Origin of the sequence: Pseudomonas sp. SMN11 (assembly GCF_052041945.1) — a bacterium.
GTDB lineage: Bacteria > Pseudomonadota > Gammaproteobacteria > Pseudomonadales > Pseudomonadaceae > Aquipseudomonas.
The window spans coordinates 1-26,433 of record NZ_JBKGGW010000041.1 but is presented as its reverse complement, the minus strand read 5'-3'; the positions used below and the strand labels follow the sequence as shown (position 1 = coordinate 26,433).

General features: G+C 65.4%; 22 protein-coding genes. 11 read left to right on the top strand and 11 right to left on the bottom strand.

Annotated features, from left to right (window positions below):
• Window positions 1-11 precede the first annotated feature (11 nt).
• Entirely contained in the window at window positions 12-836 is an 825-nt protein-coding gene (locus ACLEJU_RS24875; RefSeq protein ID WP_435424701.1) for an aldo/keto reductase, read from the bottom strand.
• Between the two features lie 225 nt (window positions 837-1,061).
• Here ACLEJU_RS24875 and ACLEJU_RS24870 point away from each other — a divergent pair, with 225 nt between their 5' ends.
• Window positions 1,062-1,940: a DMT family transporter gene (locus tag ACLEJU_RS24870; RefSeq protein WP_435424702.1), complete on the top strand. Its 879-nt coding sequence runs from the start codon at window positions 1,062-1,064 to the stop codon at window positions 1,938-1,940.
• Between the two features lie 47 nt (window positions 1,941-1,987).
• On the opposite strand, the gene ACLEJU_RS24865 is transcribed toward ACLEJU_RS24870, so the two are convergent.
• The 3 genes from ACLEJU_RS24865 to ACLEJU_RS24855 are packed head-to-tail and all read right to left on the bottom strand — an operon-like array spanning window position 1,988 to window position 5,806.
• Window positions 1,988-3,439, bottom strand: coding sequence for an aldehyde dehydrogenase family protein (locus ACLEJU_RS24865; RefSeq protein ID WP_435424703.1), 1,452 nt, complete (start codon window positions 3,437-3,439; stop codon window positions 1,988-1,990).
• Complete coding sequence (locus ACLEJU_RS24860; protein WP_435424704.1) at window positions 3,436-4,404, bottom strand: NAD(P)-dependent oxidoreductase; 969 nt, start codon at window positions 4,402-4,404, stop codon at window positions 3,436-3,438. Before ACLEJU_RS24860 ends, ACLEJU_RS24865 begins: the two co-directional genes overlap by 4 nt.
• Before the next feature lie 10 nt (window positions 4,405-4,414).
• The gene (locus tag ACLEJU_RS24855; RefSeq protein WP_435424705.1) at window positions 4,415-5,806 is read right to left on the bottom strand and encodes an NAD(P)/FAD-dependent oxidoreductase; all 1,392 of its coding nucleotides are present in this window, start codon (window positions 5,804-5,806) and stop codon (window positions 4,415-4,417) included.
• Window positions 5,807-6,003: 197 nt separating this feature from the next.
• Between ACLEJU_RS24855 and ACLEJU_RS24850 the strand changes: the two genes are divergently transcribed.
• Window positions 6,004-7,059 (top strand): GlxA family transcriptional regulator, encoded by a 1,056-nt coding sequence (locus ACLEJU_RS24850; RefSeq protein ID WP_435424706.1) that lies wholly within the window; start codon window positions 6,004-6,006, stop codon window positions 7,057-7,059.
• Window positions 7,060-7,138: 79 nt separating this feature from the next.
• Here ACLEJU_RS24850 and ACLEJU_RS24845 read toward each other — a convergent pair whose 3' ends face one another.
• Genes ACLEJU_RS24845 through ACLEJU_RS24835 form a run of 3 tightly spaced genes read right to left on the bottom strand, consistent with a single transcriptional unit; the run spans window position 7,139 to window position 9,230 of the window.
• Entirely contained in the window at window positions 7,139-7,477 is a 339-nt protein-coding gene (locus ACLEJU_RS24845; protein ID WP_435424707.1) for a RidA family protein, read from the bottom strand.
• Between the two features lie 11 nt (window positions 7,478-7,488).
• Window positions 7,489-7,839 (bottom strand): cupin domain-containing protein, encoded by a 351-nt coding sequence (locus ACLEJU_RS24840; protein ID WP_110638145.1) that lies wholly within the window; start codon window positions 7,837-7,839, stop codon window positions 7,489-7,491.
• 11 nt (window positions 7,840-7,850) lie between these two features.
• Window positions 7,851-9,230, bottom strand: a complete 1,380-nt coding sequence (locus ACLEJU_RS24835) for an MFS transporter (protein WP_435424708.1) — start codon at window positions 9,228-9,230, stop codon at window positions 7,851-7,853.
• A gap of 232 nt (window positions 9,231-9,462) precedes the next feature.
• Here ACLEJU_RS24835 and ACLEJU_RS24830 point away from each other — a divergent pair, with 232 nt between their 5' ends.
• Window positions 9,463-10,941: an FAD-dependent oxidoreductase gene (locus tag ACLEJU_RS24830; RefSeq protein WP_435424709.1), complete on the top strand. Its 1,479-nt coding sequence runs from the start codon at window positions 9,463-9,465 to the stop codon at window positions 10,939-10,941.
• A gap of 165 nt (window positions 10,942-11,106) precedes the next feature.
• Here the strand turns inward: ACLEJU_RS24830 and ACLEJU_RS24825 are convergent, their stop codons facing one another.
• From ACLEJU_RS24825 to ACLEJU_RS24815, 3 genes are all read right to left on the bottom strand, one after another.
• The gene (locus ACLEJU_RS24825) at window positions 11,107-11,892 is read right to left on the bottom strand and encodes an NAD(P)-binding domain-containing protein (protein WP_435424710.1); all 786 of its coding nucleotides are present in this window, start codon (window positions 11,890-11,892) and stop codon (window positions 11,107-11,109) included.
• A 12-nt stretch (window positions 11,893-11,904) separates the two neighbouring features.
• Complete coding sequence (locus tag ACLEJU_RS24820) at window positions 11,905-13,224, bottom strand: NAD(P)/FAD-dependent oxidoreductase (protein ID WP_435424711.1); 1,320 nt, start codon at window positions 13,222-13,224, stop codon at window positions 11,905-11,907.
• A gap of 89 nt (window positions 13,225-13,313) precedes the next feature.
• Complete coding sequence (locus tag ACLEJU_RS24815) at window positions 13,314-13,844, bottom strand: GNAT family N-acetyltransferase (RefSeq protein WP_435424712.1); 531 nt, start codon at window positions 13,842-13,844, stop codon at window positions 13,314-13,316.
• A 126-nt stretch (window positions 13,845-13,970) separates the two neighbouring features.
• On the opposite strand from ACLEJU_RS24815, the gene ACLEJU_RS24810 reads away from it, so the two are divergent.
• A complete protein-coding gene (locus ACLEJU_RS24810) occupies window positions 13,971-14,594 on the top strand; it encodes a glutathione S-transferase family protein (RefSeq protein ID WP_435424713.1) in 624 nt (207 codons plus the stop codon).
• 106 nt (window positions 14,595-14,700) lie between these two features.
• Here the strand turns inward: ACLEJU_RS24810 and ACLEJU_RS24805 are convergent, their stop codons facing one another.
• Window positions 14,701-16,791 carry a TonB-dependent receptor family protein gene (locus ACLEJU_RS24805; RefSeq protein ID WP_435425456.1) on the bottom strand — a complete coding sequence of 697 codons (2,091 nt, stop codon included), beginning with the start codon at window positions 16,789-16,791 and terminating at the stop codon, window positions 14,701-14,703.
• Between the two features lie 463 nt (window positions 16,792-17,254).
• Here ACLEJU_RS24805 and ACLEJU_RS24800 point away from each other — a divergent pair, with 463 nt between their 5' ends.
• The 7 genes from ACLEJU_RS24800 (at window position 17,255) to ACLEJU_RS24770 (ending at window position 26,338) form a co-directional block, all read left to right on the top strand.
• Window positions 17,255-18,973: an ABC transporter substrate-binding protein gene (locus ACLEJU_RS24800; protein ID WP_435425457.1), complete on the top strand. Its 1,719-nt coding sequence runs from the start codon at window positions 17,255-17,257 to the stop codon at window positions 18,971-18,973.
• A complete protein-coding gene (locus ACLEJU_RS24795) occupies window positions 18,970-19,902 on the top strand; it encodes an ABC transporter permease (protein WP_435425458.1) in 933 nt (310 codons plus the stop codon). The genes ACLEJU_RS24800 and ACLEJU_RS24795 overlap by 4 nt, the downstream gene beginning before the upstream one ends.
• Window positions 19,903-19,923: 21 nt before the next feature.
• Complete coding sequence (locus tag ACLEJU_RS24790; protein WP_435425459.1) at window positions 19,924-21,168, top strand: acyl-CoA dehydrogenase family protein; 1,245 nt, start codon at window positions 19,924-19,926, stop codon at window positions 21,166-21,168.
• A 13-nt stretch (window positions 21,169-21,181) separates the two neighbouring features.
• Window positions 21,182-22,504, top strand: coding sequence for an LLM class flavin-dependent oxidoreductase (locus ACLEJU_RS24785; protein WP_435425460.1), 1,323 nt, complete (start codon window positions 21,182-21,184; stop codon window positions 22,502-22,504).
• A gap of 142 nt (window positions 22,505-22,646) precedes the next feature.
• Complete coding sequence (locus ACLEJU_RS24780; RefSeq protein ID WP_435425461.1) at window positions 22,647-23,702, top strand: NADP(H)-dependent aldo-keto reductase; 1,056 nt, start codon at window positions 22,647-22,649, stop codon at window positions 23,700-23,702.
• Between the two features lie 141 nt (window positions 23,703-23,843).
• Window positions 23,844-24,692, top strand: coding sequence for an ABC transporter permease (locus tag ACLEJU_RS24775; RefSeq protein WP_435425462.1), 849 nt, complete (start codon window positions 23,844-23,846; stop codon window positions 24,690-24,692).
• Complete coding sequence (locus ACLEJU_RS24770; RefSeq protein ID WP_435425463.1) at window positions 24,689-26,338, top strand: dipeptide ABC transporter ATP-binding protein; 1,650 nt, start codon at window positions 24,689-24,691, stop codon at window positions 26,336-26,338. The genes ACLEJU_RS24775 and ACLEJU_RS24770 overlap by 4 nt, the downstream gene beginning before the upstream one ends.
• Window positions 26,339-26,433 lie beyond the last annotated feature (95 nt).

The following is a 26,433-nucleotide window of genomic DNA, read 5'->3' as shown; positions in this document are numbered from 1 at the left end:
GGCCCCGGTTCTCAGTTATTCCAGTCGGGCGCAAAGTCCGGGCTGACCACCCGCTGATCTTTCGGCAACCCCGCGATCAGTGCCCGGTCGGCATCATCCAGGCGCACCTCCAGCGCCGCCAGGTTGGCCAGCTGGTTTTCCCGGCTGCTGGCCTTGGGAATCACCGCCACCCCATCCTGGTCCAGCAACCACTTCAACGCCACCTGGCTCGGCAGCACGTCATGCTTGCGCGCAATCTCGCGGATCACCGCCTGCTCCGCCGCACGGCCGCGGGCCAACGGGGTATAGGCGGTCAGCAGCAGGTCATGCTGGCGGGCGTAGTCGAGCAGCGGTTGCTGGCTGAGCAACACGTGGTATTCGACCTGGATCGCCGACAGCGGCGCGCCCAGCTCTTCGATCACCCGGCGCAGCAGGCCAAGCGGAAAGTTGGCCACGCCAATGCTGCGCGCCTTGCCTTCATCACGCAGGGCCACCAGGGTTTCGATGCTGCGGGCCAGGTCCCAATCCTTGCCGGGCCAGTGGATGTGGAACAGGTCGACCTGTTCGGTGCCCAACGCGCGCAGGCTGTCTTCCAGGGACTGGCGCATGGCCTTGGGCGCCAGGCGATCCCACCAGACCTTGGTGGTCAGGTGGATCTGCTCGCGGGGCACGCGGCTGTCGCGCAGGGCCTGGCCGACGGCGGCCTCGTTGTCGTAGGCGGTGGCCGTGTCGATGTGCCGGTAACCCAGTTCCAGCGCCTGGTGCACGGCACGGGTGCAGACATCGCCGGTCATCGGCCAGGTGCCCAGGCCGATGCAGGGCAGGTCGAGGCCGTTGCGGGTAGTGAGCCGATGCATGAAAACTCCTTGTTCGAGGTCGAGGGTCCGTCATCGATGGTGCGCGCTTTGCCGGGCACGGGCCATGCAGCCGAGGCGGAAAGTGGTCGATCAGCGAACGGAATGGCAAACGTGCCACGCAAAGCCTGGAAATGAACTTCCTCAAGTTGTCGTATCTCTTCTAGAATCCGTGCTGTCGCACCTTCCCCTGGCGCAGCATGCAGCCGCGCCGCCGTCGAGAACGCCATGAGTTCCAGCACACCGCTGTCCGGAGTCAACCAACCCCTGCGCGGCATCGCCCTGGTGGTGGTGGCGACGTTCCTGTTCGCCAGTCACGATGCTTTGTCCAAGTTCCTCGGTGGGCTGTACCCGATCATCATGGTGGTGTGGGCCCGCTACGTGGTGCACACGCTGCTGATGGCCGGGATCTTCCTGCCCAAGTCGGGCCTCAATGTGCTGCGCACCCGCCGCCCGGTGCTGCAGACCCTGCGGGCGCTGAGCCTGCTGAGTACCAGCTTGTTGTTCACCACCGGCCTGCAGTACCTGCCGCTGGCCGAGGCGACTTCGGTCAACTTCCTTGCCCCGGTGCTGGTCACCGCGCTGTCGGCGCCCTTGCTCAAGGAGCGGGTGACACCTGGACAGTGGGTGGCGGTAGTGCTGGGCTTCATCGGAGTGCTGGTGGTCGTGCACCCCGGTGGCGCGATGTTCACCCCGGCGATCCTCTATCCGTTCGGTTCGGCACTGGGCTTCTGCTTCTATCAGCTGCTCACGCGCATCCTGGCAGCCTACGACAGCCCGACCACCAGCAACTTTTACGCCGGGCTGTGCAACACCTTGGTGATGAGTGCACTGGTGCCGTTCTTCTGGGAAGTGCCGCGCTGGGAGCATGGGTTGCTGATGCTGGCCCTGGGCGGTTTCGGCATGAGCGCGCACCTGCTGCTGACCCAGGCCTTCCGCCATGCCGCACCGGCGCTGCTGGCGCCGTTCAGCTACTGCCAGATCGTGTTTGCCGGCTTGCTGGGGCTGTTGATCTATGGCCAAGTGCCCGACAGCGCGAGCTTGCTGGGTATCGCCATCATCTGCCTGAGCGGCCTCGGGGCGGCCTGGATGCAGCGCAAGAAGTAAATAAGATCTTGAAATTGCTGGGGCTGCGCAGCAGCCCCATGGCCCTGTCAGGCCAACTGGTAAGTGGTCTTTACTCGAGTGAAGAACTGCCGCGCATGGGTGCCTTGCTCACGCGACCCCAGGCTCGAAGCCCCATTTCCACCAAACGGCACATGGTAATCCACCCCCGCCGTCGGCAGGTTGACCATCACCATGCCAGCCGAACTGTTGCGCTTGAAGTGCTCGGCATGGCGCAGCGAGGTGGTGACGATCCCCGCCGACAAACCGAACGCCGTGTCCTCGGCAGCGGCAAAGGCTTCGTCATAGTCACGCACCTTGAGCACGCTCAGCACCGGCCCGAAGATCTCTTCGCGGTAGATACGCATGTCCGGCGTCACCTCGGTGAACAGCGCCGGGGTGAACAGATACGCCCCCGCAGCGTTCTCTACCCGCTCGCCACCGCACACCAGTTTCGCCCCTTGTTCACGGCCACTGGCCACGTATGCCAGGTTCTGTTCCAGCTGCCGACTGTCGACCACCGGGCCGATATCGGTACTGGCCTGCAGTGCGTCACCCACCTGCAGCGCACGGGTACGTTCGCCCAGGCGCGCAACAAAGGCATCGTGGATGCCCTGGGTAACGATTACCCGTGAACTCGCCGTGCAACGCTGCCCGGTGCTGAAGAACGAGCCGTTCAGCGCCACGTCCACGGCCTGTTCCAGGTCGGCATCGTCGAGCACGATCAGCGGGTTCTTGCCACCCATTTCCAGTTGCACTTTCTTCATGCCTTCCGCCGCCAGCCGGGCAATCTGCCGGCCGGTGTTTTCCGAGCCGGTAAAACTGATGCCATCGAGCAGCGGCGAGCGGATGATCGTGTCGCCAACGCTGCGCCCCGGTCCGATCAGCAGGTTGAACACACCCGCAGGCAGGCCGGCGCGGGAGATGATCTCGGCCAGGGCCCAGGCCGAAGAGGGCACCAGTTCGGCGGGCTTGAACACCACGCAGTTGCCGAAGCACAACGCCGGGGCGATCTTCCAGGCCGGGATGGCGATCGGGAAGTTCCACGGCGCAATGATGCCGACCACGCCCAGCGGCTGGGTGAACACGTCGATGCCCACGTCCTGGCGCACCGACTGGTACTTCTCGCCCTCGGCGCGCAGCGCCTCCTGGGCGTAGAACTTGAACGAGCGCCCGGCGCGGTCCACTTCACCCAATGCCTCGCGGACGATCTTGCCCTCCTCGCGGGCCAGCAGAGTGGCCAGCTCCTGGCGGCGGGTGAGGATCTCGCTGCCGATGAAGTCCAGCGCATCGGCGCGCTCCTGCGGATTGCTGCGTGCCCAGCCGGGCGCGGCACGGCGAGCGGCTGCGAGGGCCTGCTCGGTCAACGCCTGGTCTGCGCGCACAAAGCGCTCGATCACTTCAGCGGGGTTGGACGGGTTGCGGTTTTCCAGCACGTCGCTGCCGCTGTCCAGCGCGACGAAGGCGCCGTCGACGTAACTGCTCTTGGTTACCAGGGTCATGCGCTACGGATCCTTTTGGCGGAATTATGGCGGGCAACAAACTCGCTGATGTTGTCCACGGCGCTGTCCATCAGCTGCTGCATGGCGTCTTCGCTGCTCCAGGCGATGTGCGGGTTGAGCAGGAAGTCGTCGCGGTCTATCAGCTGGAACAGCGGGTTGCTCGGGTGCAGCGGCTCGACTTCCACCACGTCCAGCGCCACACCCCCCAGGCGTCCGTGGCGCAAGGCGTCGATCAATGCGGCCTCGTTGACTACGCCACCACGGCCGGTGTTGACCACGATGGCATCCGGCTTCATCAGCGCCAGGCGGTCGGCGTCGATCAAGTTGTGGGTTTCGGGCGTAAGCGGGCAGTTGATCGACAGCACGTCGCAGCTGCGCAGGAGTTCGGCCAGCGGTCGGCAGTCGGCCCCCCGGCGCTTGCCACCACGGTCCTCGAACAGCACCTGCATGCCAAAAGCCCGCGCCAGCTCGGCCAGGCGCAGGGCAATCGGGCCGCTGCCGATGATCGCCAGCTGTTTGCCACGCACATCGCGAATGCGGTGGTCGAAGTAGATGTTCTTGTACTCGGCCTCGCCGGCATGCACCTGGCGCATCAGCCGGGTGAACGCGGCCGGGCGACGGAACAGTTCGAGGATCATCGCCAGGCTGTGCTCGGCCACCGTGTTGGCGGCGTAGCCCGGCACGCTGGCCACTTCGATGCCATGGGCGTTGCAGTAGTCGACATCGACGATGTCGCGGCCGGTCAGGGCCAGCGAGATCATCTTCAGCTTGGGCAGCTGGCGCAGGTGCTCTTCACGCAGTGGCACGCTGCAGGTGAAGGCGATGGTGGCATCCTTCAGGTGCTCGAGCATCTGCTCCGGGTGGGTGTAGGCAAACTGCTGCCAGGTGTGCTCGCAGTCCGGGCGCTTGAGCCGGGTGGAAGGCGCCAGGCCCTCGTCGTCGAGCAGTACGATATGTTCGCTCATGCTGTGTTCCTTATTTTTTTTGCGCCGGCACGTAGCCGGCCGGGGCCATGCTGACCAACTGGCGGGTAACGAAACCGGCGTCCTGGTCGTGGTCTTCCAGCGACTCCTTGCGCACCAGCGCATCGCGCACCATGTGCGCGCCGAAGAAGCGGAACGGCTCTGGCGGCAGCAGCTTCATCTTCTGGTTGACCAGGCCGCAGTTGGCCCACTCGTCGTTGGCGTGGGTGGCCAGCGACTTGATGATGCGGCTGGCGAACACCGTGGTGGCCACGCCGTTGCCCGAGAAGCCGATGCCGTAACTGACCGTCTGGTAATGGTCGAGGTAGCCGAAGTTGGGCAGCCCTTTCATGGCCCGGTCGATCGGGCCGGTCCAGCTGCTGACCACCGGCACGTCCTCCAGCTGCGGGTACAGGCGGCGCAGTTCGGCGGCAACCCTGTCGGCAGCCGGCGAAGGCTTTTCATAGAGGTTGCCGATACGCCCGGCGTAGGCGAACTGGCCAAGCGGTTTGCCGAACACCACACGGCCGTCCGGGGTGTTGCGCCAGTAGTTGAGCACGGTGCGCGAGTCGGTCATGCACTCGCCGCGGCTGAAACCGATGGCATCGAGCTTGGCCTTGACCGGCGCGGTGGCCACCATGTCGCTGGACATGATCGCGATCATCCGGCGCAATTCAGGGAATTGCGCGCCCCAGGCATTGAGCGCGAGTACCACGTGGTTGGCTTTCACATGCCCCTTGGCGGTGTGCACGACGGGGTGCTTGCCGCGTACCAAATGGGTGAACGGCGACTTCTCGAAGATCTTCACCCCCAGCTTCAGCGCCACCCGGCGCAGGCCACGGGCGAGCATGGCTGGCTGCACGGTGGCGGCGTTGGGGTCGAAGATGCCGCCCAGCACCAGCGGCGAGCCGACGCGGCCGCGAATGGTTTCGCGGTCCAGTTCCTGGAACGGGTTGACGTCGAGTTTCTGCAGGCCGTCGGTGAGCACCCGCCATGAGTTCATCTGCCGCTGGTTGGTCGCAGTCCACAGCCAGCCGTCCTTGCGGTACTGGGCATCGATGCCGTGCTCCTGGCAGAAGCTGCCGATTTCGTCGATCGCCGACTCCGCCGCCTCGCAGATGCGCCGCGCCTCGACGTCGCCGCAGATGGTGCGCACCGACAGGTACTTGCCCCACCAGTTGGTGGCAATGCCGCCATTGCGGCCGCTGGCGCCGGAGCCGCAACGGTCGCGTTCGACGATGACGATGGTTTTCTCGGGATGTGCCTGTTTCAGGCGGATGGCCGACCACAGGCCAAGGAAGCCACCGCCGACGATACACACGTCGGCTTGAATCGAGTCCTGCAGGGCAGGGGCCAGGTCGCTGTCCAGGTCGAGTGCCTGGGCATACCAGAATCCGCGGTACATGAGGGGTGCCTCTGAGCATGTTGTTGTGGCTACATGATGCTCAGCGCGCCCGGCGGCCCGATATTACAGCCATGACAATTGATAGAACGGCGGCGCGTTTTGTCATGGACTTACTATTTGTCGTGCGGCATATGATATGCCGGACGCCAGGTGCGCCCTACAATGGCGCTATTCAGCATGTCATGAGGCCGACTTTCATGGTTGCGCAACTACAAGAAGAACAACAACTACAACCCCCGGCACAGATCAAACCCGAACTGCGCGTCGGTTTCGTGCTGCTCAACCAGTTCACCCTGGTGCCCGTCGCCGGCCTGGTCGATTCACTGCGCTTTGCCGCCGACAAGTCGTTCCGCAGCCAGCAGGTTTACTGCCAGTGGGACTGGATGACCCTCGACGACCAACCGATCGCTGCCAGCTGCGGCATGCCGATTTCGCCAACCAAATCGCTCAACCTGTTCGCCCAGTACGACTACATCGTGGTCGCCGGCGGCCTGCTCGGCGAGACCCGCAATCCGCCAGACTGGCTACTGGATGCCTTGCGCGACGTGCATGCCGCCAACATCCCGATCATCGCCCTGTGCTCGGCTTCGTTCGTGCTGGGCAAGGCCGGCCTGCTCGATGGCCGCCGTTGCGCGGTGCACTTCACCCTGCGCGACGAGTTCCGCGAGCGCTTCCCGCTGTCGACCATGGTCATCGACAAGAGCTACGTGGATGACCGTGGCATCATCACTTGCCCGGGTGGCACCGCCATCGACCTCGCCGCCAACCTGATCCGCCGCCACTGCGGCGCGGTGCGGGCGCAGAAGGGCCTGGAATACCTGCTGGTGGATGAGCGGGCGGAGGAGGAGAGCGACAAGGCCGCCAGCGAATGCGTGTACCAGAACGACCGGGTGCAGCGGGCAATTGCCTTCATGCGCGCCAACCTCGATGCGTCGATGACGCTCAAGGCGGTGGCCGAAGCGGTGGGCACCCACCCGCGGCAGTTGCACCGCGAGTTCGTTGCCAACACCCAGGAACCGCCGGCCAACTACTGGCGCAAGCTGCGCCTGGATCACGCGCGGCGCTTGCTGGTGAACACCAGCCAGAACATCACCACCATCGCCTTGGCCTGCGGGTTTTCCGATGCGTCGCACTTCATTTTGTGGTTCCGCAAGCAGTATGGCGAGACGCCGTACAGTTTCCGCAAGCGGCGGCATGAGGTGGAGCGGTTTGACTGGCACGGTGACAAGGTGGGGTTGGACCCGGATCTGTGACGGCTTGCGCAGCGTTGTAGGAGCGGCCTTGCCGGGGCGCTCCTACAGGAGATGTGCCGGTCAGCGGGCGAATGCGATATCAATGCTGCCCGAAGGCCTGAATCTCGATGCGGTAATCAGGCGCCGCCAACGCGGCCCCCACGCAAGCCCGCACTGGCGGCTGGCTTCCCACCCAGGCGTCATACACCTCGTTCATCGCCGCAAAATCGCCCATGTCGGCCAGCCAGATCTGCACGCGCGTGAGGTTTTGCTTGCCAGCCCCGATCAGCGCCAGCCACTGCTCCAGCTGCGCCAGCACGCAACGCGTCTGCGCAGCGATATCACCCGCTTGCAGCGCAACGATCCCCGAGGTCTCGATGCGCCCATCCACCAGCACCATCTGGCTGGCCCGTGGGCCAGAGTTGATCCGTTCGATCATCTGCCGACTCCTCAGAACAGCACGTAGGTCTTGCGCAGGGTTTCGTGGATATGCCACACGCCCTCGCAGTTTTCCGGGAACAGCACCGCATCGCCGGCACGCAGTTCCACCGGTTCGCCACCATCAGGGGTGAAGGTGCAGCGGCCGCTGACGATATGGCTGAACTCGCGGTTCTTGAGGAAGCGACGGAACACGCCCGGGCTGCTTTCCCACACGCCGATGCTGGCACCCACCGCTTCATCGGTCTGGTCCTGGGCGGAGGCCGCATGGGCGATCGGTTCGCCGATCGGCAGGCGGGCAGGGGCCGGCTCGCCGAGCAGCGAGGCAGGGGCATTGCGGACAACGGTAAGGACTTGGCTCATGACGGGTTCCTTCAGGCTTTACGAGCGACAGATTTGTAGGTTGGCGAAGCCGATGCGGCTTGCCCGCCGAGGGCAGCGGCTTGCTGCAGGTCGAGCTTGCTGGTCTCGGGGGCCAGCCACCAGGAGATCAGCGCACCGAACAGCGAGATCAGCGCAGCGGCGAACATGGTGTTGGCCACGCCATAACTGGCCAGGGATATCGGTACCAGGTAGGTGCCCACGGCGGCGCCAATACGCGACAGCGACGTGGCCAGGCCCACCGCCGAGGCGCGGATCTCGGTCGGGAACAGTTCGTTGGGGTACACGTATTCCAGCACCTGGGCACCGCCGATCAGCACCGCATAGGCGCCGAACAGCACCAGCACGGTGGTTGGCGAAGCGTCGGGAAACACGCCCAGCAGCATCAGGGACATACCCGACCAGAGGAAGCTGTGGATCAGCATTTTGCGTCGGCCCAGGCGGTTGATCAGCAGGGTAGCCAGCAGGCAGCCGAGGGTGAACAGGAAGGTGATGGCGATCGAGCCGTAGGCGGCCCAGTCGCCAGTCAGCTTCAGCGCCTGCAGCACCTTGGGGGCGAAGGCATAGATGGCGAACAGCGGCACGATGGCGCAGGTCCAGAACAGAGTGACGAAGGCCATGCGCTTGCCATAGCCGGAGTGGAACAGCGACCACAGCGACACCGGTTTGCCGCTGCTCTGCTCGGGCAGGTCGGCAATCGAGTAGTCCGGGCCGTAGACTTTCTTGATGACCGCGTCGGCTTCGGCCTTGCGGCCCTTGCTCAGCAACCAGCGTGGCGATTCCGGCGTGCCGCTGCGGGCAATCAGGAACAGTGCCCCCGGCACCAGCGCACTGGCCAGCACCCAGCGCCAGCCGTCGTCACCGCCCACACGCAGCAGCAGCTCGCCGACCACGTAGGCGACGGCAGCGCCGGCAAACCACATCAGCACCATCGCTGCCAGCAGCGGGCCGCGCTGCTTGCGTGGGAGGAACTCGGCCAGCAGCGACGTGGCGATCGGATAGTCGGCACCGACCGCGACACCGATCAGCAAGCGCCAGGCGAACAGCGCCCAGGCCGACTCGACCCAGAACTGCGCCACCGAGAATCCGACGATGGCGATCAGGTCCACCAGGTACAGCACCTTGCGCCCGTATTTATCGGTGAACCAGCCACCGATGAAACCGCCAAGAAACACCCCGATCAGTGCCGAGGCCGCGATCAGCCCTTCCCAGAAGGCTGACAGCTGCAAGGCGTTGGTGATCTGCAGCATGGCTACGCCGATGATGCTCAGCACATAGCCATCGAGGAACGGCCCGCCTGCAGAGTAGACGGTCAGTTTGCGGTGGAAGGCATTCAGCGGAGCATCTTCGACAGAGCGTTTGGATGTGGTCATTCAACTTACCTCTTGTTGTTATTCACGCATCAGCGTCGCGGCACTATGGCACCGGCTTCGCAGGGCTCCATATAACGGCTGGGACGAGTCATGGGATGCGCTGGCGGGGCTTGCTCAGGGCTTATGCAAGTTGTCCTGGATGTTCTAGAGGGGAGGGTGGGGGCTTTTCTACTGTGTGCAGGTGGCTTGGTTTTTCGCTGCAGAACAATCACAAGAATCTGGAACCGAACTCATGATCCGTCCTCCCCTGGAATCCCTCGACGGCGACCACTACGACGTGGTGGTCATCGGCGCCGGTGCGGTCGGCTGTGCCGCCGCCCGGCAGTTGGCTGCGCGTAACTTCCGTACCTTGCTGGTCGACCGTGGCGACATAGGTGCCGGCACCTCGTCGCGCTCCAGCCGCATGCTTTATTCGGGCCTGGGCTACCTGGCCGCGCGGTATCCGCTGTGGCAGATCCCGTTTCGCCCGCTCGACATGTGGCAGCGCCTGCGCTACACCCGCGAGGTCATGCGCTGCCGCGCCGAGCTGGTCAAGGACATGCCCGGGCACCTGACCAGGCACCGCTTCCACTATCCGTTCCGCAAGGGCGACCGCTACCCGCCATGGCTGGTGGACATGGGCTTTCGCCTGGTCGAGGCGCTCGGCGGCTGGAAGGTACCTCTGGCTTATCGGCGCCAGTCGGCGCAGCAGGCGGCCGACGACAGTGCCATGGCTGCCGGCCTGGGCGGGCCATTGCGTGGGGTGGGGGTGTTCGAGGAATACATGTACGCCTGGCCCGAGCGGATTTGCGTCGACACCGCGCTGGACGCGCAATGGCGCGGCGCGACGGTGCGCACCTATACCCGCGTGAGCCAGCTGCAGCGCAGCGAGGGCCAGTGGCAACTGACCCTGGACGAGCAGGCCCCCGAGGCGTTCGGCCGGGCGCACGTCACTGCCAAGGTGGTGGTCAACGCCGCCGGGCCCTGGGTCGACAGCGTTGCCGGTGCGGCCGACAGTGGCCCGCGGGTGCTCGGTATCAAGGGCGTCAATGTCATGGTGCGGCTGCCTGAGGCCTACCGTGGCCAGGGCCTGGAAGCGTTCTCCAGCAAGGGCGAGCCTTACTACGTGTTCCCCTGGCGTGAATTCCACTTCATCGGCCCGACCGAGTCGCACTTCACCGACGACCCGGACACGGTGCGCGTCGAGGACGGCGAGATCGAGTACATCCTCGCCGAAGCCAATCACCTGTTCCCCGACCTGCAACTGACCCGCGCCGATGTGCAGCACTGCTGGTGCGGCGTGCGCCCGACCTCGACCCTGGATGGCCGCAGCACCTATTTGCCGGTGCGCCTTAGCGAGGCGGCCGGCAAGCCCGACCTGCTGACCCTGACCGGCTCGACCATCATGCTTCACCGGCATGCCGCGCGGGTGATCGCCCGTGGCGTAGAGGCACGCCTGGGCAAGCGAGGCAAGGCGCCCAGGGGCATGATCGAACGCGAGCACATCCAGGGCGAGGACATTGCCCGTATCGTTGCCCGTGAACATGTGGTGCGGTTGGTGGACCTGGTGCGCCGGCGTTTGCCATGCGGGCTGGACCCGGACCTGGGGCGCGAGCGGGTGGAGCAGTTGTCACACCGTGCGGCGGCGGCGATGGGCTGGACGGAGGCGCGGCGCCAGCAAGAACTGAAGCACTTCGAAGAGGATACTGCTCGGGTGTATCGACAGCTCTGAAAGGTTGACGCGGTCTTTGTAGGAGCGGCCTTGTGTCTCGAGAGGGGCTGCAAAGCAGCCCCGGCATTCTTTGTGCAGAAGCTGAAAGCTGGGGCTGCTGCGCAGCCCTTTCGCGACACAAGGCCGCACCTACACCGACCGAGCCTGCCTCGTAGCTGTTCTACCTCAATGCCGCCCAGGCAACCCCGACCGGGTCAGCAAGGCATCCAGCACCACCTCGCAAGCCGCCCCCCAGTTGGCACTCACCGGCTGATGCATCAACACCGCCAGGCCATCGGCCGTAAAGGTCCCAGGCGTGGCAATCGCCTGCCCCAACGCCTTCAGGGTGTACTCCGGCTGATGCTGCGCACTGGTCACACAATCCTGCATATTACCCAGCACCAGCGCCCGGGCCTCAGCTGCCGGCAGCCCCTTGTCGGTCAGCCACTGCTGCAAGTCATGCAACAGGAAATAGAACCAGCCATTCATGCACGCCGCCACCGTGGCCAGCTCGAATGCCGGCTCATCCTGCACCACCACCAGGTTGCCCAGCGGCCCCAGGCACTGTTCGGTCAGTGCATCCGCCGGGCATACCACCACGGTGGACTGGTTGTACTGCGCCGCATACGACAGCATCACCCGTACGCAATGCGCGCCCGGGAAGGCCGTGGCCAGCAGTTCCAGGCTGACCCCGGCCGCCAGCGATATCAGGCGCTGGCCGGCGCGCAGACGCACTTCGCCGGCCAGCTGGGCCAGCGATTCCGGGCGCACGCCGAGGATCACCAGGTCAGCCTGATCGACCACAGCCTGGTTGCTCGGCAGCACCTCACACCCCTGTTCCACGGCAAGCACCTCGGCCCGCTGGGCGTTACGTGGCGACAGGTAGAGTGCGCCCTCGAAACCACTGCGGCGCAGGCCGACCACCACTTTTTCGGTCAGCTCGCCGACCCCGAGAATACCCAGGCTATGCATGTTGCCTCCTTGTCAGCTTTCCAGGCCGGCACGGCGCTGGCCCCAGTGCAGGTTCAGGTTGACCCCCACGCTCAGCAGCGGTTCCGGCGGGTTACGGTTGGGGCCGTCGGAGCCGAGCAGGAAGTCGATCAGCTCATCACGCTCGCCGCTCAGCCAGTCGGCCAGCAGCGTGCCGGTGGCGGTGCCACGAGTGATGCCCAGGCCGTTGCAGCAGAGCGCTGCGTGCACGTTTGGCGCCAAGGTGCCGAAGTGCGACAGGTGGTTGCGCGACAGGCACATCGAGCCGCCCCAGGTGAACTCGAACGGCAGGCCCGAGAGCATCGGGAAGCGCCGCTCGAATGACTCGCGATGCTGGCGCCCGGCGCGGTCCAGGTAGCGCTGCTGGGCGCGACCGTTGGCGTTGAAACTGAAACTGTTGCGCACCAGCAGGCGCTGGTCCGGGGTGCGCCGCAGGGTGCTGCCGAACGGGTCGGCGGGGATGATGCCCCAGGTCGCCTTGCCACCCAGGCGCGCCTGCTCATCTTCGGTGAGCGCACGGGTCATGCTGGCGTAGGTGAAGATCGGCAGCAGCCGGCCCGGCAGGAAGCCGAAGTACGAGGCGAAGGCGTTGTTGGTCAGCAGCAGCTGGCCGGCGACGATCTCGCCGTGGGCATGCTTGAGGGTAATGCGCCGGCCCTGTTCGAGGCGGGTGATGGTGGTGCCTTCGTACAGCGTGACGTTGGCGGGCAGGCTTTCGGCCAGGCCCTTGGCCAGCGCGGCGGGCTGCAGCAACTGGGTGCCGGGGGTGTACAGCGCCTTGCGGTAGAAGGCAGTGCCGAAGTGCTCGGGCAGGTCGCGGGTGTCGATCATTTCATAGGGTTGGCCGAGCTTTTCGAGGCCGCTGCGGTAGGCTTCGAGCACCGCCAGCCCCTTGTCCTCGACCGCCGCCTGGTACTTGCCGTCCGGGCGGAACTGGCAGTCGATGCCGTGCTGGTTGATCAGCCCGCGCAATATCGACTGGGCGCGCAGGTTGAGCTTGAGGTTCATCCGCGCGGTGGCCAGGTCGCCGATGTAGTCGGGGGCGCCGATGTCGTGGGGCAGGTCGATGGCAAAGCCGGAGTTGCGCCCCGAGGCGCCGAAGCCGACCTCCTGGGCTTCGACCAGGATGATCTCGTCGTCAGGGTGGTGAAGCGCCAGTTGCCGCGCCGCGGCAAGGCCGGTGAAGCCCGCACCGAGCACCACCCAGCGCGCCTCGCTCCGCCCCCGGTGCGCGGCGCGTGGCTGGCGCTTGGGGCTGAGGTGGAACCAGCCGCAACCGTTGTCGTCCGCGGGGGTAGAGGTGTTTCTGTACATGGGATTTTATCCGTGTTGTTTTCTCCACTATCGCATCGGGGTTGGCGGCGGGCATATAACGGGAGGGACGGGTGGTGGGATGTTCGGGCTCACCCGCGCCCGGCAGGTTCGCGGCGGTACAGGGGCCGTGGGGTACTGGGATCAGTCTCGGTCAAGTGGCTGCCGGCCGCGACGAACCCGGCATGTTCGGCCAGGCGCTGGCTGGCGAGGTTGTCGATGTCGGTGGTCAGCCACACCGGGGCATCGACGGCGTCCAGCAGGCAGGTCAGCGCCTCGCGCATCAGGCCCTGGCCGCTGCTGGCCTGGTTCGCCCAATAGCCCACTTCGTACTCGTCAATGCCCGGGCGCAGGCCGATGCAGCCGATGACATCCCCGCTGTCTGCGGCGAGCACGAAATAGCGCTTTTCCTTGGCCGGGTCGAGAAACTCCTCGGCGCTCAGTTGCAGCGTTTCCTGCACTTCCTTCAAGGTCCAGTCGGGCTTGGCCCAGGCCAGGAACGGCTGGTGCAGCGCGTAGCTGTCGAGCAGTGCCTGCCGCAGTTGCTGGGCGAACGCTGGCGCGGGGCGGACCACCAGGGTACGGGGCGTGGACAAGGTACGGGGCAGATCGGAGTAGGGCATTACAGGCCTTCCTGGGCGGGTTGATCGGGCAAGCTAAGCATATTTTTGTGTAATCTGTGCGAGCCGCTTCGCGGGTTTGCCGTGAACGCCCGAACCGATCATTCAAAGGAAACTGAAGGTCCGCCCATGCCCGAATACACGCTGCATTGCTTCGCCGAATCCGGCAACGCCTACAAAGCTGCGCTGATGCTCGAACTCACTGGCCAGGACTGGCAACCGGTGTTCGTCGATTTCTTCAACGGCCAGACCCGCGACCCGCAATGGCGCGACGAGGTCAACGAGCAGGGCGAAGTGCCCGTGCTGGAACACGCCGGGCAACGGCTCACCCAGTCGGCGCTGATTCTCGAGTACCTTGCCGAGCGCACCGGCCAGTTCGGCCCGCGTGATGATGACGAGAAACGCGAGATCTGGCGCTGGATGCTGTTCGACAACCACAAGTTCACCAGCTACTACGCGGCGCTGCGGTTCCTGCTGTGCCTGAAGAAGACCGGTGAGACCGATGTAACCGGCTTCTTGCGCGAGCGGGCCACGGCGGCATACCGGATTGTCGATGCGCACCTGGCGAAAACGCCGTTCATGATTGGCGGGCGCTTGACCATCGCCGATCTGTCGCTGGCGGGGTATGTGTTCATGCCGGAGGATACCGGGATCGTGTTGACCGAGTTCAGCCATATCGAGGCGTGGAAGCAGCGGATTCAGGCGGTGCCGGGGTGGAAGCACCCTTATGACTTGATGCCCCGCACGGCGTAAGCCTGTACCGGCCTCTTCGCGGGGCAAGCCCGCTCCTACAGGGACCGCGTCGTACCCATAGGAGCGGGCTTGCCCCGCGAAGAGGCCGGCACAGGAATAACCGATTTCAGTACCTGACTTCGATCCCTACATACGCCCCGATCCCATCCCCCGGCCAGAACGATGCCGTATCCAGCCCGCGCGCGTTGTACACCGGCGTCACCGCCGTCACGTAAGCCTTGTTCGCCAAGTTCTTCAGGTCCAGCGACACCTTCCAGTTGCCCTTCGGCGCCTCATACCCCAGGTTAGCCCCCCAGATCGTGTACGACGGCGCGTACAGGCTGTTGGCATAGTCCACCGCCGTGCGCGATGCCGATTGCACGTTGACACCGGTGTACCAGCCGCTGTGGTCCTGGTACTGCAATTCACCCTGGTAGATGTGCTTGGGCACGCCCGGCAGCTGGTTGTCGCCGAAGGTGTCGTCATGCCGGTAGTAGAAATCGTTGTAGGTGTACGATTGGCGCCAGCGCACCAGATCGCCTTGGGGGTTGTCCCACAGGCGCGTGTTGAGCCCGGCCTCGACGCCCTGGTGGATGGTGGGCGAGGCGTTGAACGCACCGGTAACTGCCGCCGCAGTGGAGGTGGCGGGGATGAGCTGCACGTTCAGCAGCTCGTCGTGAATCCACGAGCGGTACAGCGCCAGGCTGCCGTCGAAGATGCCGTGCGAACCCTTGATACCGACCTCGAAGGTGTTGGCCTTCTGTTCCACCAGCGGGCGAATGTACGGCAGGGTCGGTCCGGAACCGGAGTATTCCCATGAGGCAGGCGGGTCGATACTGCGGCTGAAGTTGGTGAACACCTGCAGGTCTGGGCTGAACTCGTAGCGCAGGCCGATACGCGGGGCGACGCTCCAGTTGTCATAGTCGACGTGCTGCGGAAAGGTGGTGGTGTTGGGGTTCACCGCGTAGTCGATGTTGACCTTGCGCCGCACGTTGATGAACGACACTCCACTGGTGAGCCACAGGTTGTCGACCAGGTTGATGTCGTTGCCCAGGGCGATCACCCGGTCGAACGAGTCCTTGTAGTTGACCTGCTTGAGCGACACCTTGTTGCCGTTGGCCGAATCGACCCCACCGCGCAGGTGCTGGGTCGAGGTGAAGGCGATATTGCTGCGGCTCTCATGGCCGAACAAATAGTCGATGCGGTCGTAGCCCAGCAGCAGGCCGAGGTCGTGCCAGTCCCAGTAGCTGGGGTTGCTCGGGCTGCGCGGGCTGTTGGTGTGGCGGTAGTCGTGGTACGACAGGCCGAAGGTCAGCCGCGCATCGTCGTCGAAGGTGTAGATGGTCTTGCTGCCGACCCAGATGCTGCCTGGTCGGCGCGCACCGGCGCCGCTACTTTCGGCAGTGGCGCTGGCCCGGCGCGGATGGTGCAGGGCATTGTCGAGGGTGGTGGCGCTGGGGTCGTTGTGGGTTTCGTCGCGGTAGCGCAGCAGCAGGCGGGTTTCCAGCTTCGGGTTGAAGCGGTAGCCGGCGTTGGCGACGATGCCGGAGCTTTTCGACAGGCTGTAGTCGCGGTAACCGTCGTTGCGGTAGTTGTCGGCCTGCAGGTAGTAGTCCAGGTCACCTTCGACACCGCCGTAGCTGATGCTCTGCTTCTGGTAATGGTAGCTGCCGGCCTCGGCACGCACGCGCAGGCCGGGGGCGCTGTAGCCGCTGTGGTTGACGAAGTTGACCGCGCCACCGAGGGTCAGCGCACCGTACTGGAAGGCGTTGGCCCCGCGCAGGATCTCGGTGTAGTTGACGCCGCTGGCGTTGAGGAATTCGTAGGGGGTGCCGCCGGGGCCGGTCAGCGGCAGGCCGTCGAACAGGAACTTGATGCCTTCGCGGAAGTAACCGGGCGAGGTGTTGGCGCCGGAGCCGCGGATCGAGATTTTCGCTGCGTCGTTGCCGCCGGTTGACTGCACGAACACCCCGGGCTGGTAAGCCAGGGTGTCCTGCAGGGTGGCGGTACGACCTTTGGCAACCTCTTCGCTGTCGACCACGCTGGTGCCGCCGGGGACTTCGGCGAGGGCGCTGGCGGCCTGTTGCACTTCAGTCTGCTTTGCGGCCTGCACGGTTACCGTGCCAAGGGTCTGGTCAGCGGCCAGTACCGTGACCGGGGCCAGCAGGGCCGTGGCCGCGATGGCCACGCGCAATGGATGGGGATGAATCGCACGCATCGTTGTATTCCTTGAAAGTCATCTTGGGTCCTCGGCGTTCTATGGGAATAGTCAGGCCTGTCGACATCGGTAAGAGCAGTTTCTGTGCCAGCTGGCAAAAGGCCGGAAGTTGAGGCTTTGCCAAGTGATTCAGTGTCTGTAGATGAATGAATCAGCAAGTTTTGTTGTGGTTGTGTTGTATTTGAAACAGTGCGGGTTATATACAAATATCCAAATCAAACGGCGAACCCTGTGGGAGCGGGTTTACCCGCGAATGCTCTGGAATGGTCACCACCGCATTCGCGGGTAAACCCGCTCCCACAGGGCCTTGCATGGCCTGACTGTCTGCAGTCCAACAGCAGGTGGGCAGTTTGTCTGGTTGGCGTGTCTGGAAAGTTGCTGGCGTCCAGTAAATACGAGGGAAGCAGGCTGGCACGACAACTGCAAAAGACCTTTATGTAGCCGTCTATATAAAGAGCCTGCTGTGCAGCCAAATTCCCGAATATTCAATACATGCCTGTTGGCGAGTGCGCTGTTAATTGCCGCCTGTTCACCCGCCACGCCCCCGCAAACCCCCAATACCCTCAAGGGCGAAGCCGTCGGCGAAGTGAATGGCGTGATGCGCTACCCGGCCAGCGACTTCGTCGAACAGCAGGCCGGGCAGCGCGGCGGCACCTTGCGCGTGTCGGCAGCAACCGACGCTGGCAGTTTCGATATCCACGCACTGTCCAACGGCAACATGCAGTGGATGGGCCGCATCCTGTTCGATTGCCTGGTCTACCAGGCCGATGACGGCACCCTCACGCCGTGGCTGGCGAAAAGCTGGGAGATCAGCGCCGACGGCCTGACCTACACCTTCCACCTGCGCGACGACGTCACCTTCAGCGACGGCGAGCGCTTCGACGCAGAAGCGGTACGGGTCAACTTCGAACACATGCGCGACCCGAAAACCAAGTCGCCGCTGGCGGCTGCCTACATCGCGCCGTACCTGCAGGGCAGGGTGGTCGACCAATTCACCTTCGAGGCCACCTTGCGCGCGCCCTATGCACCGTTTCTCGATGTGCTGTCGCAAGCCTGGCTGGGGATGATTTCGCCACGGCAGATCCTCGAGGCGCCCGCGACCATTGCCAGCCAGCCGATCGGCACCGGGCCGTTCGTGCTGACGGTTTGGGTGCGTGACCAGCGCGCCAGCTTCTCCCGCCGCCCGGGCTACGACTGGGCACCTGCGGCGATCAACCACCAGGGCGAGGCCTACCTCGACGGCATCGAACTGAGCTACGTGCCCGAAGCGATGATTCGCTACACCTCGCTGGAAGCCGCCGACAGCGACATGGCCCTGGACGCCCCGGCACAGAACGCCACGGCGATCCGCGGCAACCCAAAACTGACCCTGCGCAACCGCATCCGCAAGGGCAACCCGATGCGCAGCATCACCTTCAACGTCGAGCGCGTGCCTTTCGATGACGTGCGGGTACGCCAGGCGGTGGCCAAGGCCATCGACCGCGACGGCCTGGCCTGGATCTCCGGCTTTGGCGAGTACCTGGCCAAGGGTGACTTTCTTGCCGTGAATACCCCCGGCTACGACCCGGTCGCGCGTGATGCGCTGGCTTTCGACCCGGCCGAAGCGGGCCGCCTGCTGGATGCCGCCGGTTGGACCGGGCGCGATGCCGAGGGCTACCGCACCCGCAACGGCCAACGCCTCGGGGCGACCCTGCTGACCTACGACAACCCGGCGTTCCCGGCCAATGTCTCGGTGGCGGCTCAGGCTGACTTGCGCAAGGTCGGCTTCGACCTGCGCATCGAGCTGTTGCCGATCAGCAAGGTCATGGAGCTGCGCTATCGAGGCAACTTCGATGCCCTCGGCGGCGGCTACTGGCACACCAACACCGCTGACGGGCTGTACATCCTCTACCACAGCCAGTCGATTCCCAGCGCCCGGATGATCGGCCAGAACGTCGGTCACTTCCGGGACGCCCAGCTCGATCAGCTGCTCGGTGAAGCCCGGTTCAGTACCGACCCGGCACAACGCCGCACGCTGTATCGCCAGGCCCAGCAGCGCCTCGGCGAGACCGTGCCGGCCGTGCCCTCGGTGGAGAGCCAGATGCTCCTGGCCTATCGCAACGCAGTCGGCGGCGTGCTGTTCGATGGCTCGCACAACGTTCCCCTGTTCACCAGCGTGTGGCTGGCGAAGGAGCAACCATGAACCTGCTGGCAACCTTGCTGCGCCGCCTGCGTGACGGCGTGATCGTGCTGTGGGCGGCAGCCAGCCTGACCTTCCTCGGCATGCAGCACAGCGGTGGCGACACCGCCCTGGCGATTCTGGGCGGCCCGGATGCCATGCCAAGCGAAGCGCTGCTGGCGCAGGTGCGTGCCGAGTATGGCCTCGATCAGCCCTTGTGGGTGCAGTACGGCCATTACCTGCTGCGCCTGGCCCAGGGCGAACTGGGCGAGTCGTACCGGCTGCGCATTCCGGTCGGCCAGGCGATTGCCGAGCAGGCCGGTGCGACCCTGGCCCTGGCTAGCAGCGCGGCCGTGCTGGCGGTGCTGCTGGCGCTGGCCTCGGCGCTGCTCACTGCCAACCGTGGGCGACGCCTGCGTGCGCTGGTATCGGGCATCGAACTGGTGCTGTCGTCGGCCCCCAACTTCGTGATCGGCACCGTGCTGTTGCTGGCCTTCGCCTTCTACTTCCATGTGCTGCCGCCGTCCGGTTCAAGCGGCTGGCGCTCGTTGGTGCTGCCGAGTCTGGCCCTGGCATTGCCGATCGCGGCGGTGCTGGCCCAGGTGCTGCGCCAGTCCCTGGAGCAAGTGCTGGAACAACCCTTCATCACCCAGGCCCGCGCCCGCGGCATGGGTGAGACCGCCGTGCGCCTGCGCCATGCCTTGCGCCACGCCCTGGTGCCGCTGGTGACCCTCGCCGGTTACGTGTTTGCCAGTCTGCTCGGTGGTGCCGTGGTGCTCGAACTGCTGTTCGGCCGCCAGGGCATCGGCCGGCTGATGCTCGACGCCACCGCCACCAAGGACGTGCCGCTGGTGCTCGGCGTGACCCTGCTGGCCGCGGCCCTCTACGTGCTGGTCAACCTGCTGGTGGACCTGGCGAGCCAGGCCATCGACCCGCGCACCGCACGCCCCTGAATTCACTTGAAAGGAACCGTCATGAGTCAAACCCCGATTACCGACGCCGAACTGGATGAGCGCTTAGCGCCGATCTACACACGTATCGCCGAAGGCGCAGTAGCCCGCGAGCAGCAGCGCGCCCTGGCCCATGAACCGGTGGCCTGGCTGCGCGAGGCCGGCCTCGGTGCCCTGCGTGTGCCACGCAGCCATGGCGGCCTTGGCGCAACCTTGCCGCAGTTGTTGCGCCAGCTGGTGCGCCTGGGCCAGGCCGATTCCAACCTGCCGCAGATTTTCCGCGCCCACTTCGGCTTTGTCGAAGGACGTCTGTCGTCCAACGATGCTGCTTCGCAGGACTACTGGTTCGCCCGCGTGGTGGCTGGTGAGCTGTGGGGCGCAGCCATGGCCGAGCGCACCGACAGCACCGGCAATACCGTGCAGCTCAGTGAAGGTGAGGGCGGTTACCGGCTGGACGGGGAAAAGTACTACTGCACCGGCACCCTCTACGCCGACTGGGTCGCAGCGGTGGCCAACCACGGCGACGACCTCGTCAGCCTGGCGGTACCGACCCGTGCGCCGGGCGTTGAGCGGGTCGATGACTGGGATGGCTTCGGCCAGCGCCTGACCGGCAGCGGTACCACACGGTTCACGCAAGTGAAGGTGCAGCCTGAGCATCTGTTGCGACGCTTCGCCAAAGGGGAGTTGCGCGCTGAGTCGTACCTCACGGCGTTCTACCAGGCGGTGCACCTGGCCACGCTGGCCGGCATCAGCCGTGCAGTGTTGGCCGATGCCGTGGCCTTCGTCCAGGGTCGCACCCGCGCCTTTGGCGTGCCGGGGCAGTCGCAGCCGGCCGCCGACCCGCTGGTGCACGCGGTGATCGGTCGGCTGTCGAGCCTGGCCTTCGCCGCCGAGGCCCAGGTGGCTGCCGTGGGCCAGAGCCTGCAGGCGGTGTTCGAAGCGGGGCAGCACGGCGAGGTGCCCGAACAGCTGTACACCGACGCCGAAATCCACGCCTTCCAGGCCCAGCAGATTGTCCTGCCGCAAGTGCTGCAAGCCAGCACCTTGCTGTTCGAGGTCGGCGGTGCCTCGGCCACCAGCAACACCCGGCGCCTCGACCGCCACTGGCGCAATGCTCGCACCCTGGCCTCGCACAACCCGGCGATCTACCGCGAACAGGCGCTGGGCGATTACTACCTCAACGGCATCAGCCCGGCCCAGGCCTGGCGCGCCCGACATGCTGCCGCCAATGAAGGGCAGGGCAGCGGCGACGAAGCCAGCGCAGTCTGATCAGGAGAACCGCATGAGCACCAAACAGATGAGCCTGGGCATGAACATCCTCGGCTTCGGCTCGCACTCAGGCGCTTGGCGCCAAGGCGAAGCGGCACTCGATGCCTATATCGACGTCAACTACTACCGCGACATTGCGCGCATTTCCGAGCGCGGCTGCCTGGATGCGATCTTCCTCGCAGATGGGCCGGCGCTGCCGCCGGACGTATCTTCGCAACCCGGCGGGCGTCTGGAACCGACCGTGCTGCTCACCGCCGTGGCCACCGCCACCGAGCGCATTGGCGTGATCGCCACTTGTTCCAGCACCTATAACGAGCCGTTCAACCTGGCCCGGCGCATCGCCTCGCTGGACCACATCAGCGGCGGCCGGGCGGCCTGGAACGTGGTCACCAATGCCGGTGACGCTGCGGCGCAGAATTTCGGCCTGGCCGGCGCACCGTTGCATGTCGACCGCTACGGGCGTGCCGAAGAGTTCGTCGATGTGACCCTGAAGCTGTGGGACAGCTGGGAAGACGATGCGATCATCGGCGACCGTGCTGCTGGTCACTTCGCCGACCCGCGCAAGGTTCACACCCTCGACTTCCAGGGTAAGCACTTTCAGGTCAAGGGCCCGCTGAACCTGCCGCGCTCGCCCCAGGGGCGGCCGGTGCTGGTGCAGGCCGGTTCCTCCGAAGGCGGCAAGGCACTCGGCTCACGCTATGCTGACGCGATCTTCACCACCCAGACCACCTTGGCCGACGGCCAGGCGTTCTATCAGGAGATGAAAGCCCGCGCCAAGGCCTGGGGGCGTGACCCGCAGCACCTGAAGATCATGCCCGGCCTGTCGACCGTGATCGGCAGCACCGAGGCCGAAGCCCATGCACGTTTTGACGAGCTCAATGCCTGGCATGGCGAGCATGGCTTGCTGCAGCAGGTGGCGGGACGCATCGGCATCGACGCCCGCGAGCTGGACCCGGACGCGCCGTTGCCGTGGGAGCGAATTGGTGCGGTGGCGGATTTCGAGCGCGGTTCGCACGGTTTTCTGGAAGCCCAGCTGAACCTGGCGCGCAGCGAGAACCTGACCATTCGCCAGCTGTCGCGGCGGATCCTGGTCGGGCATCGCCTGGCCGTCGGCACCCCGGAGCAGGTCGCCGATACCTTGGCCGAGTGGTTCCTGGCCGGGGCAGGGGATGGCTTCAACATCATGCCCGACATGTTCCCGTCCGGGGCGCGGGTGTTCGTCGAGGAAGTGGTGCCGCTGCTGCAGAAGCGCGGCTTGTTCCGCACCGAGTACACCGGCACCACCTTGCGCGAGCACCTCGGCTTACCCAAGGCGCATAACCAGTTCGCAGCCTAGGGGGCGCTCTGCGCCCCTTTCGCGACACAAGGCCGCTCCTACAGGAAACCGCGATCCCTTGTAGGAGCGGCCTTGCGTCGCGAAAGGGCTGCAAAGCAGCCCCAGGATCTTGAACCCAACACACATTCATCAGGAAAAACCAATGCGCTACCGCCCCCTCGGCCACACCGACCTCCAAGTCAGCCTGCTCAGCCTCGGCACCATGACCTGGGGCCACCAGAACACCGAACAGGACGCCCACCAGCAACTGGACGCCGCCCTCGCCGCCGGCATCAACTTCATCGACACCGCCGAGATGTACCCCACCCCCACCCGCGCCGAAACCTGGACCACCACCGAGCGTTACCTTGGCAACTGGATCAAAGCCCGAGGCAACCGCGACACGCTCATCCTCGCCAGCAAGATCGCCGGCCCGGCCCGTGACCCTGGTGGCCAGGCGCATATCCGCGATGGCCTGTCGCACCACGACCGCAAGAATATCGTCGCCGCCCTGGAAGGCAGCCTGCGCCGGCTGAACACCGACTACCTGGACCTTTACCAGCTGCACTGGCCCGACCGCACCAGCAACTTCTTTGGTATCCGCGAATACCCCTATACCGATGACCACCCGGAAACCGCCGCCATCGAAGAATCCCTGGCGGTGCTCGACGAGCAGGTCAAGGCTGGCAAGGTGCGCCATGTCGGCGTGTCCAACGAGACGCCGTGGGGTGTCGGGCAGTTTCTGCGACACAGCGAGGACAAAGGCCTGGCCCGTATCGCCAGCATCCAGAACCCGTACAGCCTGCTCAACCGCTTGTACGAGAACGGCCTGTCGGAGTTCAGCCATCGCGAGGGTGTCAGCCTGCTGGCTTACTCGCCGCTGGCGTTCGGGGCGTTGACCGGCAAGTACCTGAACGGCGCAAAGCCGGAGGGTTCGCGGCTGTCGTCGGTGTACCGCACGTTCAATCGCTATGGCAGCGAGGAGGCCAACAGTGCCATCGGCCGCTATGTGCAGATTGCGCGCGAGCATGGGCTGACACCGGCCCAGTTGGCCCTAGCGTTCGTGATCCGCCAGCCGTTCGTGGCCAGTGCGATTACCGGGCAGACCACGCTGCTGCAGTTGCAGGAGAACCTGAGTGCGCTGGATGTGCAGCTCAGCGACGAGGTGCTGGCCGAAATTCAAGCTGTGCATCGGCGTATTCCAAACCCGGCGCCGTAGCCCGCATGGCAAGGGCTTCGCCCTTGTTCGCGGCTAAAGCCGCTCCCACAGGATCACCACCCTGCTGAAACCTGTGGGGTCCTTGTGGGAGCGGCTTTAGCCGCGAAGAGGCCGGTACAGGCGACATAAAGAAGGACAGACATGAACGCGATTGCATTGACACCCACTACCGTGGCCAGCAGTTGGCAGGTTCGCCCAGGCATTACGCTGGCCTGGGCCATCCTGGCCCTGCTCCTGCTGGCCGTAGCCTTCCCCAGCTGGCTCTCCCCAGCCGACCCTCTGGGCGCCGACGCCCGCCTGGCCTATCTCCCACCAAACAGTACCTTCTGGCTAGGCACCGACGAAAACGGCCGCGACGTGCTCAGCCGCCTGATCCACGGCGCCCGTCCATCGCTCTACATCGGCCTGGCAGCCACCCTGGTCGGCCTCGGCCTGGGCACTTCGCTCGGCCTGCTGGCAGGCCTGGCCCCCGCTTGGCTGGACAACCTGCTGATGCGTGCCGTCGACGTCCTGCTGGCCTTCCCCGACCTGCTGCTGGCGCTGGTCATCATTGCGCTGTTCGGCCAGGGCACCGGCAACCTGATCCTCGCCGTCGGCATCGCTTCAGTGCCGCGTTACGCCCGCCTGGTCCGAGCCCAGGCCCTGACCATCCGTCACGCCGGTTTCGTCGAAGCCGCCGTCGCGCTGGGCCGCAAACGCTCGGCGGTGGTGCTGGCCCATGTGCTGCCCAACGCCGTGCAACCGGTGCTGATCCTGGCCTGCATCGGCCTGGGCGGCGCCATCACCGCTGCCGCTGCGCTGAGCTTCCTCGGCTTCGGCGCACCACCGCCTGCGCCCGAGTGGGGCGCGATGATGGCCGTGGCGCGCAACTTCATGGCCAACGCACCCTGGCTGATGGCCTGGCCGGCGTTGGCGATCACCCTGACTGTCATTTCCATCACCGTCATCGGCCGCGACTGGCTGCGCCGTAGCGAGGGCAGAAACCCATGAGCATCTTCGAACAACACCCGGCATCCTTGGTGGATATCCGCGACCTGCGCGTGAATTTCAACGGCGTGTCGGTGGTGCACGGCGTCGACCTGCAACTGCACGCCGGGCAGTGCCTGGCACTGGTGGGCGAATCGGGCTCGGGCAAGAGCGTGACTGCGCGCACGCTGGTCGGCCTGACCGGGGCCGGCGCTCAAGTGCAGGCGCAGCGCTTGGCGTTTGCCGGGAAGGATCTGCGCCGGCTTGATGAGACGGACTGGCAGCGCTTGCGCGGTGGGCATATCGGCTTCGTCATGCAGGATGCGCTGGGTTCGCTCGACCCGCTGCGACGAGTCGGCGCCGAGATTGAGGAACCGTTGTTGTTGCATACCAAGCTGGCCGCTGAACAGCGTCGCTTGCGTGTGCTTGAACTGCTGCGCCAGGTCGGCGTGCCAGAGCCCGAAGTCCGCGCTCGGCAATATCCGTGGCAGCTGTCCGGAGGCCTGCGACAGCGCGCCCTGATTGCCTCGGCCATCGCCTGCCAGCCGCGCCTGCTGATCGCCGACGAGCCCACCACCGCACTGGACGCCACGGTGCAGGCGCAGATCCTCGACCTGCTGGATCACTTGCGCGCACGCGACAACAGCCTGCTGATGGTCTGCCATGACCTGGCCGTGGTCGCACGCCTGGCCGACCGGGTGGCGGTAATGCACCATGGCGTGGTGGTGGAGCAGGGCAGTGTCGAACAGATCCTGCAAGACCCGCAGGACCCTTATACCCAACGCCTGCTGAGCGCGGCGCGGGCGGTGCATTTCCAGCGCCCGGCAGTGCCGGCGCTGGCGCTGGTGGAGGACACCGTGGACGAGCAACCGGTGGTGCTGGAGGCGCGTGGCCTGCACAAGGCTTTCGTCGGGCCGGATGGCCAACCGCGTGAGGTGCTGAGCGACGTGTCCCTGCAATTGCGTGCCGGACAAACCCTCGGCGTGGTCGGTGAGTCCGGTTCTGGCAAGAGCACTCTGGGCCGTATCCTGCTGGGGCTGGAGCGGGCGGAGCAGGGCAGTGTGCACTTGGCTGGACAGGACTGGCTGGCGCTTTCCGCCGCGCAGCAACGCCAGGCCCGGCAAGGCATTCAAGTGGTGTTCCAGGACCCGCTGGCCTCGTTTGACCCGCGCTACACGGTACTGAGGGTGCTTGCCGAGGCGTTGGCTCATGCGGGTGTACCGCGTGGGTTACGACGTACCGAGGCGGCTGCGTTGCTGGAGCGGGTGCAGATGCCGGTGGGGCTGCTCGACCGTCGCCCGCTGGAGTTGTCGGGTGGGCAGCGGCAGCGTATCGCGATTGCCCGGGCGCTGGCGATGAAACCCAAGGTGCTGGTGCTGGATGAGCCGGTGTCGGCGCTGGATGTGTCGGTGCAGGCGCGGATTCTGGGGTTGCTGGCGGAGCTGAAGGCAGAGTTGAACCTGGCGTGTCTGTTCATTTCACATGACCTTGGGGTGGTGGAGCAGGTCAGTGATCAGGTACTGGTGATGCAAGGGGGCAGGGTGGTGGAACACGGGGCGGTGGCGCAGGTGCTTGGGCAGCCGCGTCATGCATACACCCGAGCTCTGCTCGATGCGGTGCCGCATCTGCCGGCGGCGAAGGCTCGCTGGTTTGAGCGGATTGCCGTCTAGGGTACGCCGACAACGTTGCAGCGCCTGTGAGATCGAGCGCCGCCCGCGCGGCGCCCGATCTAATGGGCGATGCACATCTGTCGGCGAACACTGTG

Coding starts and splice junctions, on each gene's coding strand:
- ACLEJU_RS24875 (WP_435424701.1), bottom strand. CDS start 836: ATGCATCGGCTCACTACCCGCAACGGCCTCGACCTGCCCTGCATCGGC.
- ACLEJU_RS24870 (WP_435424702.1), top strand. CDS start 1,062: ATGAGTTCCAGCACACCGCTGTCCGGAGTCAACCAACCCCTGCGCGGC.
- ACLEJU_RS24865 (WP_435424703.1), bottom strand. CDS start 3,439: ATGACCCTGGTAACCAAGAGCAGTTACGTCGACGGCGCCTTCGTCGCG.
- ACLEJU_RS24860 (WP_435424704.1), bottom strand. CDS start 4,404: ATGAGCGAACATATCGTACTGCTCGACGACGAGGGCCTGGCGCCTTCC.
- ACLEJU_RS24855 (WP_435424705.1), bottom strand. CDS start 5,806: ATGTACCGCGGATTCTGGTATGCCCAGGCACTCGACCTGGACAGCGAC.
- ACLEJU_RS24850 (WP_435424706.1), top strand. CDS start 6,004: ATGGTTGCGCAACTACAAGAAGAACAACAACTACAACCCCCGGCACAG.
- ACLEJU_RS24845 (WP_435424707.1), bottom strand. CDS start 7,477: ATGATCGAACGGATCAACTCTGGCCCACGGGCCAGCCAGATGGTGCTG.
- ACLEJU_RS24840 (WP_110638145.1), bottom strand. CDS start 7,839: ATGAGCCAAGTCCTTACCGTTGTCCGCAATGCCCCTGCCTCGCTGCTC.
- ACLEJU_RS24835 (WP_435424708.1), bottom strand. CDS start 9,230: ATGACCACATCCAAACGCTCTGTCGAAGATGCTCCGCTGAATGCCTTC.
- ACLEJU_RS24830 (WP_435424709.1), top strand. CDS start 9,463: ATGATCCGTCCTCCCCTGGAATCCCTCGACGGCGACCACTACGACGTG.
- ACLEJU_RS24825 (WP_435424710.1), bottom strand. CDS start 11,892: ATGCATAGCCTGGGTATTCTCGGGGTCGGCGAGCTGACCGAAAAAGTG.
- ACLEJU_RS24820 (WP_435424711.1), bottom strand. CDS start 13,224: ATGTACAGAAACACCTCTACCCCCGCGGACGACAACGGTTGCGGCTGG.
- ACLEJU_RS24815 (WP_435424712.1), bottom strand. CDS start 13,844: ATGCCCTACTCCGATCTGCCCCGTACCTTGTCCACGCCCCGTACCCTG.
- ACLEJU_RS24810 (WP_435424713.1), top strand. CDS start 13,971: ATGCCCGAATACACGCTGCATTGCTTCGCCGAATCCGGCAACGCCTAC.
- ACLEJU_RS24805 (WP_435425456.1), bottom strand. CDS start 16,791: ATGCGTGCGATTCATCCCCATCCATTGCGCGTGGCCATCGCGGCCACG.
- ACLEJU_RS24795 (WP_435425458.1), top strand. CDS start 18,970: ATGAACCTGCTGGCAACCTTGCTGCGCCGCCTGCGTGACGGCGTGATC.
- ACLEJU_RS24790 (WP_435425459.1), top strand. CDS start 19,924: ATGAGTCAAACCCCGATTACCGACGCCGAACTGGATGAGCGCTTAGCG.
- ACLEJU_RS24785 (WP_435425460.1), top strand. CDS start 21,182: ATGAGCACCAAACAGATGAGCCTGGGCATGAACATCCTCGGCTTCGGC.
- ACLEJU_RS24780 (WP_435425461.1), top strand. CDS start 22,647: ATGCGCTACCGCCCCCTCGGCCACACCGACCTCCAAGTCAGCCTGCTC.
- ACLEJU_RS24775 (WP_435425462.1), top strand. CDS start 23,844: ATGAACGCGATTGCATTGACACCCACTACCGTGGCCAGCAGTTGGCAG.
- ACLEJU_RS24770 (WP_435425463.1), top strand. CDS start 24,689: ATGAGCATCTTCGAACAACACCCGGCATCCTTGGTGGATATCCGCGAC.